We start from the raw sequence: 17,003 nt of genomic DNA, 5'->3' as shown, positions 1-17,003 counted from the left end.
ACCCGCAAAACCATCCTTAACAATTCCCTAACCTTCATTTAACCTACGCCTAACAATCATTTCCCACCTTGCTGGTGTTAACCCGGCAGGAAATACTATCTATTGAAAAACCTGAATAACTGTTGTTTGTTTTAGCCATTATTCATGCAGGAGGAAGGAGGAGCCAACTACCTTCCTTTTTTTATTCCGGCTGCCAAACCCCTATCTTTACGTAATTTTTTTACTGAGATACTATGGGAACATCAATCACCTGTCCCAATTGCAGGCACCAGTTCGTGATCGAGGATGCTTTTGCAGCGGATATAGAAAAGGAAATGCGCGGGAAAATGGAATCCGAGTGGCGGAAGCGGCTGGACTCTTTGCAGGCGGAAAAAACCTCCCTGCAATCGGAAAGGTCAAAAATGATGCAGGAACGCCAGCAAATAGAGGCGCTTAAACAACAGCAGGAAGAAGAAGTGAACCGGCGGGTACTTGCTGAAAAAAAACAGCTCCAGGACACCATGGAGCAGGAGCTGCGCAAATCCATTACCGCCGACCTCAGCAGCCAGCTGTTGGCCTTAAAGGAAGCCAACCAGGAACAGGAAGAAAAACTCCGGGAAGCCCGTAAACAGGAGCTGGAATTTCTCCGTAAGGAACAGGATCTGAAAACCAAAGAACAGGAACTGGAAATTGACCTGCAGAAAAGATTACTGGAAGCCCGGTCTGAACTGGCAGACCAGATACGGAAAGAAGAATCCGAACGTAACACCCTGAGAGATACGGAACACCAGCTGCGGCTCCGTGAACTGGAAAAGCAACTGGAAGACCAACGCAAACTGGCCGAGGAAATGAAACGCAGGGCGGAACAAGGCTCTATGCAACTACAGGGCGAAGCACAGGAACTGGTGCTGGAAGAAATGTTACGTCTCCATTTCCCGTTCGATGAAGTAACCCCCGTAGGCAAAGGCATCCGCGGCGCCGATTGTATACAACTGATCCGCAACCAATACGGGCAGGAATGCGGGCGCATTATTTATGAAAGCAAACGCACCAAGGAATTTATCCGGGACTGGGTGGAAAAACTGAAAGCGGATATGCGCAGCCAGGGCGTAGATGTAGCTATTCTTGTTACGCAAACCATGCCAAAAGATATGGAACGCTTCGGTGAAAAAGATGGCATCTGGATCTGCACTTTCGCAGAAGTAAAAGCACTGGCCTATGTATTGAGAGATGGCATTATCAAAATTTCCGGTAAGCTCCGCTCGCAGGAAAATAAAGGAGATAAAATGCACATGCTCTACGAATACCTTACCGGCGGCGAGTTTGCAGAACAGTGGAAAGCCATCCGCGAAGGGTTTATGTCCATGAAACTATCCATCCAGCGCGAACGCGATGCCATGGAAAAACTCTGGAAAGCACGCGAAAAACAACTCGAAAAAGTATTACTCAATGCGGCGCATATCAAAGGCTCCATTGAAGGTATTGCCGGAAGCGATTCGGTAGATCTTCAACTGCTGGAAGATGCCCCCGATGAACTTCCTGAATAAACAGCCACCTATGCAAAACAAAAAGATCAACACCATTATATTTGACCTGGGAGCAGTATTGATCGACTGGAATCCCCGTCATTTATACCGCAAAATTTTTTCTTCTGAAGAAGAAATGGAAACTTTTCTCCGCGAAGTATGCACGTCCGACTGGAACGAAACACAGGATGAAGGCAGAACACTGGCGGAAGGTACTGAGCTGCTGGTAAACGCCTTCCCCCACCATGAAGAAAATATCCGCGCCTACTACGGCAGGTGGAATGAAATGCTGGGCGGGGAAATTGAAGGCACCAAAAATATATTGCATCAGCTAAAGCAAAGCGGGCAATATAAATTATATGCACTCACCAACTGGTCAGACGAAACATTCCCCATTGCATGGGCGATGTACAATTCCCTCCATTGGTTCGACGGCATCGTAGTATCCGGCAGGGAAAAAATGCGCAAACCAGCCCCTGCATTTTTCCGGTTGCTGCTGGACAGGTATAACGCTGATGCATCAACGTCGTTGTTCATTGACGATAATTTACGCAATGTGAAAGCAGCACGTGAGTTTGGTATAGACAGTATATTGTTTGAAGATCCCGGCCAGTTAAAAACAGCATTAGAAAAGAGATCTATATTAATTTAATTCACTACATTAATTATTGCTACTGTTAACCCTTCTCCCACTTTAGGATTTCCTTAACACTACACTGATAAACTTTCTGTAACAATCAACCATCTAATTCGTTCAAGATACGTACACGGAAACGGAATTGTCAGACACCAACCTGACTGGTCCATGATCGTTAGCCCGTAGATTTATTTTTTTAAACTAATACGCTAGGACATGAAAAGAACATTGTTTTTATTCAGTGCCGCTGCCGCAGTGGTAGCGATGGTTTCATTCAGTAGCTGTCGTAAAGATCCCCTGAAAGATATGACCAATGAAGAGTCAAGGATCTACATCACCAACCACGACAGCACCGCCAATTTCACCTCATATTCCACTTTTAGCATAGTAGACTCAGTGGCAGTATTAACGAGATCAAGTGATTCGGCTAAGAAAGCGCTGACGGACTACGACCAGAAATTAATTGCATCTGTAACTGCTGCCATGCAGCAACGGGGTTACACGTTAGTGAACAAAGCTGCCAAACCCGACCTGGCAGTGAACCTCACACGTATCGATAACTCCTACACCAACATCTCCTGGAACCCCGGATGGTGGGGCGGTGGCGGCTACTGGGATCCCGGTTACTGGGGATATCCAGGCGGCGGCTGGTACTGGCCTTCCTACTACACTGTGTACCAGGTGAATGAAAAACAGGTAGCCATCGACTTGTTCGACCTCAAAAATCCGAAGAACAACAAATACACAGCTGTCTGGAATGCATTATGGCGTGGTTCAGGCGTATGGAGCACCGGTAACATCGATTCCATGGTACAGGCATCTTTTGCCCAGTCTGCCTACCTGAGTAAAACCGCTAATTAATGTTGATTGAGAACTTTTAAACTGACAGGAAAATGAAAAAGATAAGAAACTGGATATTGATTTTTGCAGGATGTTTTGCCGCACAGGCTGTATCTGCACAGGTTCGTCCGCCATTATCCGTAGATGTGAATTACTCCATTGCACAACCCCTCGGTTCATTAAAGGATTATTCCGACAAAACCAGCTTCCGTGGCTGGAGCGCAGGATTACAATATCAGCTGAATGATCAGTGGTCCGTAGGATTACGCTCCGGGTTCCAGGATTTTTACCAGCGGCTTCCGCGCGCAGTATACCCCGATAAACAGGGAGATGTTTCTGCCGTTCAGTCGCGTACCCTGCAGGTAATTCCTATCCAGGCAACCGTAAGCTATGCATTCACCAAACCATCTGCAGCAGTCATTCCATATGCCACCGTAGGGGTTGGTACTGCAAATATGAATTATGAAAAATACTGGGGTGAATTTGTGGAGAAAGATAACAGCTGGCAGTTCCTGGTGAGCCCGGAAATAGGCATCAACGTGCCTTTTGGAAAGGCTTCACCACTGATGTTCAATGCCAGTGTGCGATATAACTATGCGCCTTATAAATACGGCGACATTACCAATTACAATACTGTTCAGGGAAATATTGGATTGAAATTCTCACTGAATTAAATCCATTTATGTCCATATTCTAAGAAAGAAAGCGTGAGAGTGAGTCCCGTTCGTGAACCAGCGAACGGGACATTTTTTTAGAATTGCATGTAAGCCTTAAAGCCTTTACTGAAGGCTTCTCTAATGGCGCCATCTTTATCTTTATAAATATAAATTGCTTCCAGCCCGTATTCCGGATGTTGTTCAACGTAAGCAAGCCCCTTCTCCACTCCCATCAGAATAAGCGGATTATCAAAGGCATCTGCAGTAAAACAATCTTTCGCAATCACAGTAACGCTGATAATATTATTATGCAACGCTATCCCGGTTAACGGGTGAATGGTATGCGCAAAACGTGTACGTCCCTGGTCAAAAAAACGGCGGTAATTTCCGCTGGTGGCAATCCCTTTATCCGGAAGCCGTACCAGCCCCTGTACCGGCTCATACGAGGTATCGCCGGGCGATGGCCTTTCTATTCCCACGCTCCATGTTTTGTGCAGATGATTATGCCCCTTTGCACATAGCTCACCGCCTACATCTACCAGGTAATTGTTTATTCCCTGCTGTGATAAAAACTGCCCGATCACATCTACCGTATATCCCTGGGCAATTCCATTGCAATCAATCTGTACCCCTTTCTTTGCAGCATACAACTGATCGCCTTTTACACGGAGATAACGGTAACCAATATACGACATTGCGGCTTTGATACTATCTGTTGGCGGCACCCCTTTAAACGATGGTTTGGTAACACCAAATCCCCACAGGTATACCAGCGGTTTCACGGTAATGTCAAATAACCCGTTGGTGGCTTTGCTGGTAAACAGCGCTTGCTGTATGACCGTTTTCATGTGCGCATCCATGGTGATGTGACCGGTTTCATTGAACCGGTTGATGGCCGATCCGGGCTTATACAGCGACAACGACTGATCGATCACCGCAAACAGGGAATCGATACGTTTATCCATTGACGTTGTATCGGCCGATAAATATTTTACGATGTAGTAAGTGCCCTGTGCTTTCCCTTCGCAGGTAACAAGCTTCAGTGCAGGCGCCTGCTGCGCCCGGGTATTGGCACACCACAGCAGGGCGGCCAGGAAAAAAAACTGTTTCATGTAGTTGTTGGCAATGAGCCGGGCATGCCCGGCTACTATTTAAAGGCGTCTAAACCGGTAATATCCATACCGGTGATCAGCAAATGTATTTCGTGTGTTCCTTCATAGGTCATTACGCTTTCCAGGTTCATCATATGCCGCATCACCGGAAATTCGCCGGTGATACCCATTCCCCCCAGGATAGTGCGCGCATTACGGGCAATATTGGCGGCTACCTCGCAGGAATTGCGCTTGGCCATCGAAATTTGCGCCGCTGTTGCTTTCCCTTCATTTTTTAAAACACCGAGACGCCAGTTAAGCAACTGCGCTTTGGTGATTTCAGTGATCATTTCCGCCAGTTTCTTCTGCGTAAGCTGAAATCCGCCAATGGGCCGGTCGAACTGAATACGTTCTTTGGCATACCTGAGTGCCGTATCGTAGCAATCCATCGCAGCGCCTATTACTCCCCACGCAATCCCGTAACGGGCGGAAGAAAGGCAGGTTAAGGGCCCTTTTAAACCACGCGCTTCCGGCAGGATATTCTCCTTCGGCACTTTCACATTATCAAATACCAGTTCCCCGGTAGCACTGGCGCGTAAACTCCACTTCCCTTTGGTTTCCGGCGTGGTAAAGCCTTCCATGCCTCTTTCCACGATAATACCACGGATAACGCCACTTTCATCTTTTGCCCATACCACAGCTATATCTGCAAACGGCGCATTGGAGATCCACATTTTAGCGCCATTTAATATTACATAGTCTCCTTCTTCGCGGAAGTTGGTGAGCATCCCGGCGGGATTGGAACCATGGTCCGGTTCTGTAAGGCCAAAGCAGCCCATCATCTGTCCTGTAGCCAGTTTGGGCAGATACTTCTTTTTTTGGGCTTCACTCCCGAAAGTAAATATGGGGAACATTACCAGCGATCCCTGCACCGATGCAGTAGAGCGAATGCCGCTATCGCCACGTTCCAGCTCCTGCATCATCAATCCGTAAGCAATATGATCCATTCCGCCCCCGCCATATTCCACCGGGATGGTAGGACCGAAGCAGCCCAGTTCCCCGAGGCCCTCTAAAATATGCGATGGAAAAGCAGCGCGCTGACAGTAATCTTCAATAATGGGGGATACTTCTTTCTTTACCCATTGACGAACAGCGTCGCGGATCAAAAGGTGCTCTTCTTTCAGTAAATCATCTACGGCAAAATAATCGGGTGACTGAAACAGATCTTGTTGCATTACTACAGGTTTAATACCCAATATAAGAAATTACCTGTTAGGAACCGCGTCCACGGGGAGATTTAAGCTATTGCTGCGGCGGCATTTTTCATTAAAATTTCCCGGGAAGCAAACGCGTTATTTCACGACAAGTTTGTACCTTTCCTTCAAATTCAGTTACTATGGCAAGCAAAGTTATACCTGCGCTTTTGCTATTGGGATTTTTAGTCATTGTGATGTTATCGTTTCACCCCACACCATTACAATCTGTTGCACTTCGTGTGCCACCCCCAAAAGTCAGATCAGGTGTACCCCCTGAAGTAAAAAGGTACTGGATGGTACTGTTAAAAAAAGGACCGGTCCGGAACCAGGATACTGCCCTCGCTGCAAAAATCCAGCAGGCTCATATGGACAATATCAGCAAAATGGCTGCAGCCGGCAAGTTGCTGGTAGCAGGTCCTTTTGAAAATGATGAAACGCTCCGTGGTATTTTTATTATGGATTGTAATGACAGCCTCGAAGTGGCGTCGCTGGTAGGAAAAGATCCTGCTGTGATGGCGGGCAGGCTGGCTTTCGAAGTAAAGCCCTGGTGGACGGTGAAGAACTGTCTTTTTAAGTAACAGGTTAGGGAGATGCCGGTACCTGGCGCCTGCTGCAAACCGCAGTTGCACGGTACCGGCGTAAAAAAATTATCTACACGGCTGCCACCATCTTGTTCAGGTAGCCGGCCATTTCCACCTGGTATTGTTTGGCAATACGACGGGCATCTGTGGCAAAGTCCTCTCCGTTGCCGGCATAAATGATAGCACGGCTGGCATTTACCAGCAGCCCGCAGTCTTTATTCATGGCCTGCAGTGAAATCTCCTGCAAGCTGCCGCCCTGTGCCCCTACACCAGGCACGAGGAAGAAATGATCCGGTACCAGTTTGCGGATATAGCCCAGTTGCGACGACTGGGTAGCTCCCACCACAAACATCAGGTTCTCCGGGGTACCCCATTCCATGCCGGCTTTCAGCACTTTTTCAAAGAGGAATTGATCTCCGATCTGCTGCATCTGGAAATCCTGGCTGCCTTCATTGGAAGTTAATCCCAGCAGAATAGCCCACTTCTCAGAGAACTGCAGGAAAGGCGTTACGCTGTCTTTACCCATATACGGGGCCACCGTAACCGAATCGAACTTGTAGGTTTCGAAAAATGTTTTGGCGTACTGGGTGGAAGTATTGCCTATATCGCCGCGTTTCGCATCAGCAATGGTGAATATTCCTTCAGGGATATATTCAATAGTGCGTTGTAAACTTTCCCAGCCACGCATGCCCATACTTTCGTAAAAGGCCGTATTGATCTTATATGCCACACAAAGATCTTTGGTAGCGTCAATAATCGCCTTGTTAAAGGCAAACACCGGATCTGCATGAGAAAGCAGGTGTTTTGGAATCTTTTGTACGTCTGTATCCAGTCCTACGCACAGGTAAGACTGCTTTTCCTTAATCAGATTCACCAATTCCTGTCGATTCATAGTCGGTTAATTTGGGGCGCAAAGTTAAGAAAAACTTAAGCAATGACGCTTCTTTAAACATATTATGATTACCTGTATTTGAAAAACAACTTTTCTCTATTCACTGTGGTAGTTGTGGTTTACCGACAATGCTGACATAATTTAACGCGGAAGAATAAAATAAAGATATTCCTTTTTGGGATTATGACCATCAACAAAAAATAAAATGTTTCCATGTATTTACCGCCTGGCCTGCGGACTTCCATTTCCGCTGCCGCTTATAAAGAATTGCTGTTGCCAGTACACTAAAATGAGCCATTACGCGGAAATAACCGGTTTCGCTGTTGAGGGGTGAAATATAGGTGTGAAGATATTATCAGCAAATAACGGATTACAGATATTTCTATCCGTAATCCGTCAGTGTTCGTGCTTTTATACAATAATTTCCACTATCCTGGTGGGAGCAATATTGGCGTTGCGCATAGCGATGCTGCGGGCGGCCGCGCCTGCAACATCCAGGAAGGCCTTGCGGGTTATTTTTTCATCGCCGGCCATAGCGGGCACACCGGCATCGCCGCCTTCGCGGATGCTTTGTACCAGCGGGATCTGGCCGAGGAAAGGAATATCCATTTCTTCCGCCAGGTGTTTTCCACCTTCTTTACCGAAGATGTAGTATTTGTTTTCCGGCAGTTCAGCAGGTGTGAAATAGGCCATATTTTCCACTAATCCGAGAATTGGCACATTGATCTGCTGTCCCATGAACATGGCGATACCTTTTTTGGCATCTGCCAGGGCTACATCCTGTGGAGTGGTAACAATCACGGCGCCGGTAACAGGCACTGTCTGCACCAGGGTGAGGTGAATATCGCCGGTGCCGGGAGGCATATCAATTACCAGGTAATCCAGCTCATCCCAGTATACATCGGTGATAAACTGCTTCAGCGCGCTGCTGGCCATCGGTCCGCGCCAAACAACCGCCTGCCTTTCATCTATCAGCAAACCAATAGACATTACCTTGATGCCAAACTTTTCAATCGGCTGGATCATGCCTTTGCCATCTACATTTACCATCAGTGGTCTTTCTCCCCGCAGCCCGAACATGATGGGAACGGAAGGTCCGTAAATATCTGCGTCCATCAGTCCCACCCTGGCGCCATCACGACCCAAAGCCAGCGCCAGGTTGGCGGCTACAGTGGATTTACCTACGCCACCTTTACCGGAAGCCACCACAATGATATTTTTTACATTAGACAGTACACCCTGCCCGTTTGCCCTTTTAGAATTGACGTTGGCTGTCAAGACAACTTCCACCTCCGCCTCCTTGCTTACCAGCATGTGAATAGCATTCACACAGGCATTGCGGATCAGGTCCTTTAACGGACAGGCCGGTGTGGTGAGAACGACTGTAAATTTCACTTTATTGCCGTCGATCTCTATATCTTTCACCATGTTCAGCGTAACGAGATCCTTCCCCAGATCCGGCTCTTCTACGTTGCTCAGGGCCTTTAAAACCTGCTCTTTCGTGATCATAAATTGTTGTTAATTTTGAATCCAGGGAACAAAGTTAACCCAATTGGGATTTAATTTACAATTTCTCTGGGCAGGCGATCAACTGCATGGAAACACGTAAACAAATTTTTATATCTTAGGGCCGGCATGCATAAGAAAAGATCCTACATACTGTCACTCATTATTATTTTCGTTTTATCTCCTTTCCTTTTGAAAGCTCAGATCGCGGAATTCAGAGACAGCGTTATACAGATTTCAGGTATTACCATGACTGCAGACAGTTTGCGGGCCATTCCTGCTGTGAGCATCCTGGTAAAGGGGCAGAACAGGGGAACTATCTCCAACAGGTCCGGTATATTCTCTATTGTTGTATTCAAGGGCGATACGCTCTCCTTCAGTGCGGTAGGCTTCAAACATAAAAATTACCGCATTCCCCCGGATATCAAGGGGAATAGTTTTTCCCTGATACAGCTGCTGGTGGAGGATACCACCTATCTGCCGGTAACTATTATCAAACCTTATCTTTCCAGGGAAGAATTTGAACGCGCCTTCGCCAATATGGACATTCCCGATGACGCCTACGAGGTGGCACGGAAAAATACCAGTAACGCCAGGCTTCGCGCCATGGCCCGTTACATGCCCATTGATGGCAGGGAGGGCACTAACCAATATCTCAAGAAACAGGCGCAAAACCTGTACTATGCGGGTCAACCGCCTCCGCAGAATATCTTCAACCCGCTGGCATGGGCCCAGTTTATCCAGGCCTGGAAGCAAGGCGACTTTAAACGGAAAGACGACAGTTACGGCAGTTACTGACGGTAACGCGTAATACCTTAAATTAGCGCCTTATTCAATTCCGACAAATCACTACACCATGCAAAAAATTGCGGTTATTGGCGCTGGTACTATGGGAAATGGTATTGCGCATGTATTTGCCCAACACGGCTACGCCGTAAACCTGACAGACGTTTCAGCCCCGGCACTGGATAAGGCGCTGCAAACCATCACTAAGAACCTGGACCGGCAGGTGACAAAAGGCGCCATTACTGAAGCCGTAAAAACAGCTACGCTTAGTAACATCTCCCTGCAAACCGACCTGGCAGCAGGCGTTAAAGATGTATCACTGGTAGTGGAAGCTGCCACAGAAAATGTGGCGCTGAAACTGAAAATATTCCAGGACGTCGATCTGCACGCACCTGCAAACGCCATACTCGCCACCAACACTTCTTCTATCTCTATTACAAAAATTGCCGCCGTTACCAAACGCCCGGAAAAAGTAATAGGCATGCACTTCATGAACCCGGTACCGGTAATGAAACTGGTGGAGATCATCAACGGCTATGCTACTGATAAAGAAGTAACCGGCGCCATTGTATCGCTTTCCGAAAAACTGGAAAAAGTTCCCTGCGTAGTAAACGATTATCCCGGCTTTATTGCCAACCGTATACTGATGCCCATGATCAATGAAGCCATCTGTTCCCTCTTTGAAGGAGTAGCTGGTGTAGCTGAAATTGATACCGTAATGAAACTGGGAATGGCGCATCCCATGGGACCCTTACAGCTGGCGGATTTTATAGGGCTGGATGTTTGCCTTTCCATACTGCAGGTACTGCACGATGGTTTTGGCAATCCGAAATATGCTCCCTGTCCCTTGCTGGTAAACATGGTAACAGCGGGTTACCTGGGTGTTAAAAGCGGCGAAGGGTTCTATAAATATACACCAGGCAGCAAAGATCTTGTGGTGAGTTCCCGGTTCTAACCGGAGGCGCGTTTGGTGATTGACCGGATGCGGGCATCACCAAACGCCTTTATGGTACCATGAAAGGCTTAAAATGGTGCAGCAGCGGGTTATCAATAAAATCATTGCTGAGCCCTTTGCGGGCTCTCATCACCAGTAATGCAATTATTTCAACAGGAAAATACTGCCAGGTAAGATGGTTAAATGCTAAGGTCCAGTTGTCCTTACTTTTGGCGATATGGTCATTGGCCATTTCATTGATCCATGCGGTAACAACAACGGGATCTTCACTGTACAGCTGATCCATGGCCTTGCGGTAAGCCGGTGCAATATCCGCATGTACATACTGTTTGATATGATCATCCGGAAGTTGCACTCCGGATGATGCAGTTACAAACATCATCAGCGGAATTACATCTGCTTTTCCAAGAAGATCCGCATAAAGAGGGGCATCCATGAGCTCTTTCTTCGTTTTTACATAAAAAGAAAAATACTGCAGCAGGGGCGCTACATCCTTTGGAAAATAAATAGTTGCCAGGATGATGTACAAGGCAATATCTGTAGAAAAAATGCTCTCTTCTATTTTCCCTTGTTCCTCACATTTTAACAGCGCCTGGATATTATAATGCAATGCGTTCAATAACCGGTTATATCCCTGCTGATCCGGGTTGGCAGCAAAACCAACAGCAGCCTGCCAGTAGCTGCAGGCGGCCATTCCTGTTAATATGCCTGCTGCATCGTATTCGCTGGTAAACGTCTGACCAAATTCTTCGAACGTGGAATAGAATTTCTCCATACCCGTTTCATAATAATCTTTAACGGCTGCTTCCAGGAAAGCGATATACTCCGCGTGAGCAGTAACACTTTTATAAGCAGCCGCTATTTCCTGTTCTTTTTTTGCGACAAAAGATTCAATTTTTTTCATAGTGTATCAGAGATGCCTGCCTTTTAAGCAACGAGCCCCACCCACATGGTGGTTTGCAGGGAGCCTTTGTTTGTTTGGAATCCGTTTTTTACTTAGGCGGGCTTGCTATATGGAATTATGCATCAGGGTCCAGGCTCCAGTCAATCTCGTCCTGCAGCCAACCGATTTCATTACACCAGGCTTTAAAGTCTTTCAAAAAATCACTCCCGGTTAATTCCACGAATTTATACTTTGAAATAGCATCAGCGATGTTGTCATATATCGTATGCCCCAGGTCGTGCCTTTGTTCAATCTTCTGCAAACCTTTATACTTATCATAGCTAACTGTGATATCAATTGTTAAGTAGCGATCCTTTTTGTCGTAGCGCTTAAAAGTTTTTCGTTCCAGTTCATCCGGCAGGCACCTGATGGCGATGCCCATCACATCAGGCGTTTCTACGCTGCTATACTTTTCTGTTATCTTTTCACCTACTATATCCAATTCGTCTCTTAAACTCAAAATCGAATCTAAATAGGTATCAACGTTTAGTGATATTCTCATATATAGTTTAAAACTTTTTAGTGATGTGCTTTATTACCAGGAGGCAGGTGTCCTTTCCATGCCTCGTATCCTTTCAATTTCTGGCGTTCTATAACCTGCATTGCTTTTTTATTTCCTGTGGCAATCCTCACTTTATCCAGATCCATTTTGTCCAGCCATTTTTGGCTGTATCTCCTTTTTGGGTTGATGGTTTCTCCTATTTTCCACAGGTCTCCTTTCTTCAGATACATTTCTCCAATAGGGCTTTTTTTACCATACTGCATCACCGGGTACCATCCGTCTTTCTTGGCTAACAATGCGTATAATTCCATCAACCCGTATGGATCAACTGATTGATTGGAATCCCGTATGTAGGCGTACATGGTAGCATTGCCTCCCGCTAATCCAATCGGGTCCTGGCTTATGTACATCCCTTCGCCGGGGGAGTAGTATCTGAAACGGTTATACGCCAATCCTGTTTCAGGATCTTCATATTGTCCCTGATAAAGATAATTACAAAATGTTTTATCACCATGCAGGCGGATCACTTTTCCATCGCAATCGAGTTCCCGTTCCCACACTTTATTTCCTGATGTATCAAATGCGTGTGTAGGCGTACCCAGGTGATCTGTTACAATACTATAAGCCCCGGCTGCAGTAAGTTTTGCACAGGGTGTAAAAGAATCATCTTCAAACACCCAGGTCACGAGGTTGTCTACCGGCTCCTGTTCTATGTGCAACGCGCCATCGGCCACTGCTTCGAGGTGCGGTGGGTAATCGCCTGTATAACGCCATTCATGCAATGGCACATTACCATCCCATAGCCAACGCGTTACCTCCTGTTTCCGTTTGTTCACCTTCGCAATACGTCTGCCCAGCGGATCATAGCTGAATACAATTTCTCCTCCTGCAGGTGTGCGCACTTTCCACAGCCATCCGTTTGCTTTCCATTCATACACCCATCCTGTATGGCTTCCCTTTAATACTATTTTATTTGCTTTGGCCCATGCCTGCTTATCTTCTGCTACCTGGTGATTATGACGAAATTCTTTACAGATAAGATTTCCTTCTCCATCGTAGTAATAGAAATAGTCCGGACATTCCAGCAGGCGGCCGCCTTTTCCATACACGCGATCTGTCCGTGCAGGTGTTCTGAAAAGATGCCCCAGCTTGTCGGGTACCCGGTAAACAGTGCTTACAGCACTACCGTTTGTTTGGTTATAGGTAGCACTTACCAGGTTGTCGAATTGATCGTAGGAAAACTGCGCCTGCGAACCATTCAGTTCATTCACCATCCGGCGCAACTTTGTATTTCTTCCCCATTCATAACGGATACGGCTTTGTTCTGCCTTATGTACCCCGATAGATTGTCTCACCACCTTTCCCTGCTTGTCGCGTTGCGTTTGCACGGTTACGCCACCGGATAACATCCGCAATACTTCCAGTCCGCTTTCATTATGTTTCCACTGCGCCTGCCAGGAGTCCGCCGGTCCGCTGGCAGCCTGCATCCTTTCCACATAACCTGCAGCATCGTGTTCCAGCTGAATAGCAGCACCCAATGTGCTTCCCAGGAAAACCGGTTCTCCCCATTCATTATATTCACGGGTTACTGCGTAAGCGCCTTGTACCTCACTAACAGTACGGCCATAGCCGTCACGCTGAATGGTAACTGCGCCGTCTTCATTGAAAGCACCCGTTAGCAACCCGTCTTTATTGTATCCATATGCGGTTACGCTGCCATCATTGTATTCTTCCCGAACCAGTAAACCCGTACCATCATATTCACAGATGGTCCACCGATTATCCGGCCGGAATATTTTTTTCAGGCGGCCCGCAGCATCCCGCTCGTAGTGGTAATGTACGCCGTCGAAACCCCATTCATTGATGATGTTTCCATTTGCATCGGGCTCCTGCCGGTACAGCTCTCCTCCTTCGTTGGCTATGCTGCGTAACTGTAGCTCACTGTCATAATTAAACCGCACATTCACCCCATGCTGACTCCTTCCTGTTAACACCCCCAGTGGTCCATAAGTAAACCTTACCTCCCGCTGGCCATCCTCCGCTTTCACCAGGTTATCAGCAGCGTCGTAACTGAACTGATGAGTACTGCCATCTGCTTCTTCCATATGGATAATATTACCGGCAGCATCGTACTCATATGCATACCAGTAGCCTGTTTCAGTGGTTTCTTTTACCAGTTGTCCCAATTCATCATACTTCCAGTGTCGCTGTGCATTTTCCGGAGAAGTAATTACGCTGAGGTTATGCTGTTCATCATATTCCAGCTCAAAAGTGCGCCCGTTTTTAAAGGTTACATGGGTAAGATGCGGGCCTCTGTACCGGTATCTTGTTACCACTCCTTCTATGTTCTTTTTCTTCACCAGCAACCCTTCTTCATTGTAGCTCCATTCCATTCGCCGGCCACCGGGTGTTTTAAGCCCTGTTAACCGTTGCTCTTCATCAAAATAAAACAAGGTAGATTCCCCGTTGGCGTTGGTTTCTCTCACCTTATTTCCGAAAGCATCATACTCATACTTTTCAGTATTGCCGGCAGGATCTATCACTACTTCCAGTTCCTCATAAATATTGTAATGCTGTAAGGTAGTGCCTCCGTTACCATCAATGATTTTATAGATCAGACGGTTTTCATGGTAACAATACACTGTCGTATGCCCAAGACCGTTAGTAACGACCGTCCTCCCTTTCTCATACTTTGCATGATACTCCAGTACGCCTTCATCTCCCCAGGTATGCGTACAACGGGCATTTTCCCCGCTGCCATCATATTCCCAGTAAAAATTCATCCCGGTTTGGTTGGTTAACCGTACCAGTAAATGTCCTTTGTAAAAAAAGTATTTGCTTACATCGCGGGCATTGGTGGTAGTGGCCAGGTTACCTGCTTCATCGTAGGAGTAACGCACCAGGTGAATCACGGCTGCTCCTTTATGGGTGCGAATGTCTTCAATACGGCCGTGGTCATCGGTGGTTACCTGCAATAACCGGTTGCCGCTGTCGATGATCTGTTGCAGATGACCTTGCCCGTTATACCGGAACTGGATGCGGAATCCTGCAGCGGTGCGGATTTCAGATAACATACAACTGCCATCGGGCGCAGGTCGTGTGTGGAAGTAATACCGGAGCTGTTCTTTATTTTCCAGGTAATACCCGTTGCCATCGCGGCGCCACCATAATTGTTCTATCCTGTTATAGTAACTGCCGCCTGCCGGTAGTGCCGGCATTACTGTTTCGCGGCCATCTGCCAGGCGGATACTGAAGTACCCGTTATGCAGATCATACAGGCTGAGGTTGTAGCTGTGATGCCAGTTGTAGCCCAACGGCCCCGCAATTTCTGCATTGCTGTAATAGGTGCGCTCCCATACCAGTGGTATGGGTCCGGGCAATTCAAAATCTATATTAGAGGAGACCACGCTTCCGCTTACCGCATCCACGGGTTCTCCGAACCTTTTACACTTAAAATCCTGTAATACCGCTGCCAGCCTGGGAAAGCGGCTTTCTATTTTATTGACCACTTTCTGTAAAGCAGCGCCTGCGGCTTTCGACAATCCTTTCAGTCCCAGTTTAAACATAAGCTGGAACAGGTCGATAGTTGGAGGACCGCCTACCAGTACCGGTTTTCCGGAAGATGTCATGATCAGTAATACAGAAGTAGGCGCCATCAGCGCGAAGGCCGAGCTTTTTTTATTGAGCCTTGGCGGGGAAGGCAGTCCAACAAGGTTACACGACAATGCCGGGTGGAACTGGGTAGAAAAAGGGCCGCCATCCGCCAGTACGGTGGAACTTCCCATCCACATTTCGGAGGCGGCTTTCGGCTTTACGATGGGAAATGGCAGGTGTGCTATAATGGCGGGCAAATGCAGAATGGGTGTACCTGCGTTGGCGATCCACTGGTTATGTACTTTTACGGAAGGACTCAATGCATGCACCAGCATTTGTGCAGTAGCTGCAAGCGAGAAAGGTTGCGGCTCGGGTTCTTTTCCTTCTTCCACGGGTGGTGGCGGAGGAGGTGGCGGTACCACGCTGGCAATAGCAGCCATAATAGCGCCTATAATATCGAACACCATACCGATATGAGGTACCGGCAATAAGGGTGAAGGTGGAAATACGGAATCATGAAAATCTATACCTATACCGAGGTCAAAATATTTTGCAGCGGGCATTCCCGGGAAAGCGGGTAGTATGCTGGCCATTCCTTTCTGGATATGGTCCAGTGAGTTTTTCTTTTCGGCAAATAACTCCCCGAAGCCCTTATTTTCTATTGCCATGATATGATTACTTTATTCCCTTGCGGGATATGGTCTTTTAGTACTCATCTTCCTGTGCTACCCGGGTTTTACCCCACTTAATACCTGGCGAAACATTGTATGTATCTTCTTTGAAAATTGAGATTCTTCAATAAAATCAGGTACTACCAATACGTAATAACTGATCCTGCTAAACACCAGGTTAATATCATAGGGCTCGAAATCGGAAAGTCCTTCAAACTCAAACAAGGTAGCTATGCCGTCCAGTTTAACGGTTTTCGCTTCCACAGAAAAACACCCCTCTCCATTCAGGTCTGTGTTATAGCCGTTTTCCAGGTGATATTCCAGCATCTCCTGATCTTTATAAAACAATAAAGTTTCCTCTGTATCGGTTTTATTATAATCAAATTTATAAGGCATTTCCGATGCCTTATTTTTTAATATTTCAAATACTTCCTGTATTGGCTTTTCTGTATAAAAACCATATAGTTCTCCTGTCCAGTTCATAGTTTATAAATTTTAACCGACGCATCCTGCCTTAACATCCTCTTTTAATCTATATTTTTTCCCCTTTAATTCTCTTAATTCTATATCTTCTTCAATATAAAGCCG

General features: G+C 46.7%; 15 protein-coding genes. 7 read left to right on the top strand and 8 right to left on the bottom strand.

The window, feature by feature from the left end; all coding sequences use genetic code 11:
• Positions 1-233 precede the first annotated feature (233 nt).
• The 4 genes from VN105_RS17955 (at position 234) to VN105_RS17940 (ending at position 3,656) form a co-directional block, all read left to right on the top strand.
• Positions 234-1,526, top strand: coding sequence for a DUF2130 domain-containing protein (locus VN105_RS17955; RefSeq protein ID WP_325642907.1), 1,293 nt, complete (start codon positions 234-236; stop codon positions 1,524-1,526).
• A 10-nt stretch (positions 1,527-1,536) separates the two neighbouring features.
• Positions 1,537-2,157, top strand: a complete 621-nt coding sequence (locus VN105_RS17950) for an HAD family phosphatase (protein WP_325642906.1) — start codon at positions 1,537-1,539, stop codon at positions 2,155-2,157.
• Positions 2,158-2,358: 201 nt separating this feature from the next.
• Complete coding sequence (locus VN105_RS17945) at positions 2,359-3,003, top strand: DUF4136 domain-containing protein (protein WP_325642905.1); 645 nt, start codon at positions 2,359-2,361, stop codon at positions 3,001-3,003.
• A gap of 32 nt (positions 3,004-3,035) precedes the next feature.
• On the top strand, positions 3,036-3,656 hold the full coding sequence (locus tag VN105_RS17940) for an outer membrane beta-barrel protein (RefSeq protein ID WP_325642904.1): 621 nt from the start codon (positions 3,036-3,038) through the stop codon (positions 3,654-3,656).
• Between the two features lie 77 nt (positions 3,657-3,733).
• Here the strand turns inward: VN105_RS17940 and VN105_RS17935 are convergent, their stop codons facing one another.
• Complete coding sequence (locus tag VN105_RS17935; RefSeq protein ID WP_325642903.1) at positions 3,734-4,750, bottom strand: FAD:protein FMN transferase; 1,017 nt, start codon at positions 4,748-4,750, stop codon at positions 3,734-3,736.
• A 35-nt stretch (positions 4,751-4,785) separates the two neighbouring features.
• Positions 4,786-5,964 (bottom strand): acyl-CoA dehydrogenase family protein, encoded by a 1,179-nt coding sequence (locus tag VN105_RS17930; RefSeq protein WP_325642902.1) that lies wholly within the window; start codon positions 5,962-5,964, stop codon positions 4,786-4,788.
• Between the two features lie 314 nt (positions 5,965-6,278).
• Between VN105_RS17930 and VN105_RS17925 the strand changes: the two genes are divergently transcribed.
• Positions 6,279-6,563, top strand: a complete 285-nt coding sequence (locus tag VN105_RS17925) for a YciI family protein (protein WP_325642901.1) — start codon at positions 6,279-6,281, stop codon at positions 6,561-6,563.
• Between the two features lie 73 nt (positions 6,564-6,636).
• On the opposite strand, the gene pyrF is transcribed toward VN105_RS17925, so the two are convergent.
• On the bottom strand, positions 6,637-7,458 hold the full coding sequence (gene pyrF, locus VN105_RS17920; RefSeq protein ID WP_325642900.1) for an orotidine-5'-phosphate decarboxylase: 822 nt from the start codon (positions 7,456-7,458) through the stop codon (positions 6,637-6,639).
• Positions 7,459-7,869: 411 nt separating this feature from the next.
• Positions 7,870-8,967, bottom strand: a complete 1,098-nt coding sequence (locus tag VN105_RS17915; protein WP_325642899.1) for an Mrp/NBP35 family ATP-binding protein — start codon at positions 8,965-8,967, stop codon at positions 7,870-7,872.
• Positions 8,968-9,156: 189 nt separating this feature from the next.
• Here VN105_RS17915 and VN105_RS17910 point away from each other — a divergent pair, with 189 nt between their 5' ends.
• Together VN105_RS17910 and VN105_RS17905 are read left to right on the top strand one after the other, a co-directional pair.
• Entirely contained in the window at positions 9,157-9,762 is a 606-nt protein-coding gene (locus tag VN105_RS17910) for a carboxypeptidase-like regulatory domain-containing protein (protein WP_325642898.1), read from the top strand.
• A 58-nt stretch (positions 9,763-9,820) separates the two neighbouring features.
• A complete protein-coding gene (locus VN105_RS17905) occupies positions 9,821-10,705 on the top strand; it encodes a 3-hydroxybutyryl-CoA dehydrogenase (RefSeq protein ID WP_325642897.1) in 885 nt (294 codons plus the stop codon).
• A gap of 49 nt (positions 10,706-10,754) precedes the next feature.
• Here the strand turns inward: VN105_RS17905 and VN105_RS17900 are convergent, their stop codons facing one another.
• The 4 genes from VN105_RS17900 to VN105_RS17885 form a co-directional block, all read right to left on the bottom strand.
• Positions 10,755-11,609, bottom strand: a complete 855-nt coding sequence (locus VN105_RS17900) for a hypothetical protein (protein WP_325642896.1) — start codon at positions 11,607-11,609, stop codon at positions 10,755-10,757.
• A gap of 115 nt (positions 11,610-11,724) precedes the next feature.
• A complete protein-coding gene (locus VN105_RS17895) occupies positions 11,725-12,150 on the bottom strand; it encodes a hypothetical protein (protein WP_325642895.1) in 426 nt (141 codons plus the stop codon).
• Positions 12,151-12,167: 17 nt separating this feature from the next.
• Complete coding sequence (locus tag VN105_RS17890; RefSeq protein ID WP_325642894.1) at positions 12,168-16,412, bottom strand: DUF6531 domain-containing protein; 4,245 nt, start codon at positions 16,410-16,412, stop codon at positions 12,168-12,170.
• Between the two features lie 57 nt (positions 16,413-16,469).
• A complete protein-coding gene (locus VN105_RS17885) occupies positions 16,470-16,898 on the bottom strand; it encodes a hypothetical protein (RefSeq protein WP_325642893.1) in 429 nt (142 codons plus the stop codon).
• Positions 16,899-17,003 lie beyond the last annotated feature (105 nt).

Origin of the sequence: Chitinophaga sp. (assembly GCF_035564935.1) — a bacterium.
GTDB lineage: Bacteria > Bacteroidota > Bacteroidia > Chitinophagales > Chitinophagaceae > Chitinophaga.
The sequence above is the reverse complement of the archived record's forward strand: the minus strand, read 5'-3'. Positions and strand labels throughout refer to the sequence as shown.

Bases quoted from the DNA above. Each gene is read 5' to 3' on its own strand.
- VN105_RS17930 (WP_325642902.1), bottom strand. From the start codon at position 5,964: ATGCAACAAGATCTGTTTCAGTCACCCGATTATTTTGCCGTAGATGAT.
- VN105_RS17955 (WP_325642907.1), top strand. From the start codon at position 234: ATGGGAACATCAATCACCTGTCCCAATTGCAGGCACCAGTTCGTGATC.
- VN105_RS17905 (WP_325642897.1), top strand. From the start codon at position 9,821: ATGCAAAAAATTGCGGTTATTGGCGCTGGTACTATGGGAAATGGTATT.
- VN105_RS17900 (WP_325642896.1), bottom strand. From the start codon at position 11,609: ATGAAAAAAATTGAATCTTTTGTCGCAAAAAAAGAACAGGAAATAGCG.
- VN105_RS17890 (WP_325642894.1), bottom strand. From the start codon at position 16,412: ATGGCAATAGAAAATAAGGGCTTCGGGGAGTTATTTGCCGAAAAGAAA.
- VN105_RS17950 (WP_325642906.1), top strand. From the start codon at position 1,537: ATGCAAAACAAAAAGATCAACACCATTATATTTGACCTGGGAGCAGTA.
- VN105_RS17945 (WP_325642905.1), top strand. From the start codon at position 2,359: ATGAAAAGAACATTGTTTTTATTCAGTGCCGCTGCCGCAGTGGTAGCG.
- VN105_RS17940 (WP_325642904.1), top strand. From the start codon at position 3,036: ATGAAAAAGATAAGAAACTGGATATTGATTTTTGCAGGATGTTTTGCC.
- VN105_RS17935 (WP_325642903.1), bottom strand. From the start codon at position 4,750: ATGAAACAGTTTTTTTTCCTGGCCGCCCTGCTGTGGTGTGCCAATACC.
- pyrF (WP_325642900.1), bottom strand. From the start codon at position 7,458: ATGAATCGACAGGAATTGGTGAATCTGATTAAGGAAAAGCAGTCTTAC.
- VN105_RS17915 (WP_325642899.1), bottom strand. From the start codon at position 8,967: ATGATCACGAAAGAGCAGGTTTTAAAGGCCCTGAGCAACGTAGAAGAG.
- VN105_RS17885 (WP_325642893.1), bottom strand. From the start codon at position 16,898: ATGAACTGGACAGGAGAACTATATGGTTTTTATACAGAAAAGCCAATA.
- VN105_RS17895 (WP_325642895.1), bottom strand. From the start codon at position 12,150: ATGAGAATATCACTAAACGTTGATACCTATTTAGATTCGATTTTGAGT.
- VN105_RS17925 (WP_325642901.1), top strand. From the start codon at position 6,279: ATGGTACTGTTAAAAAAAGGACCGGTCCGGAACCAGGATACTGCCCTC.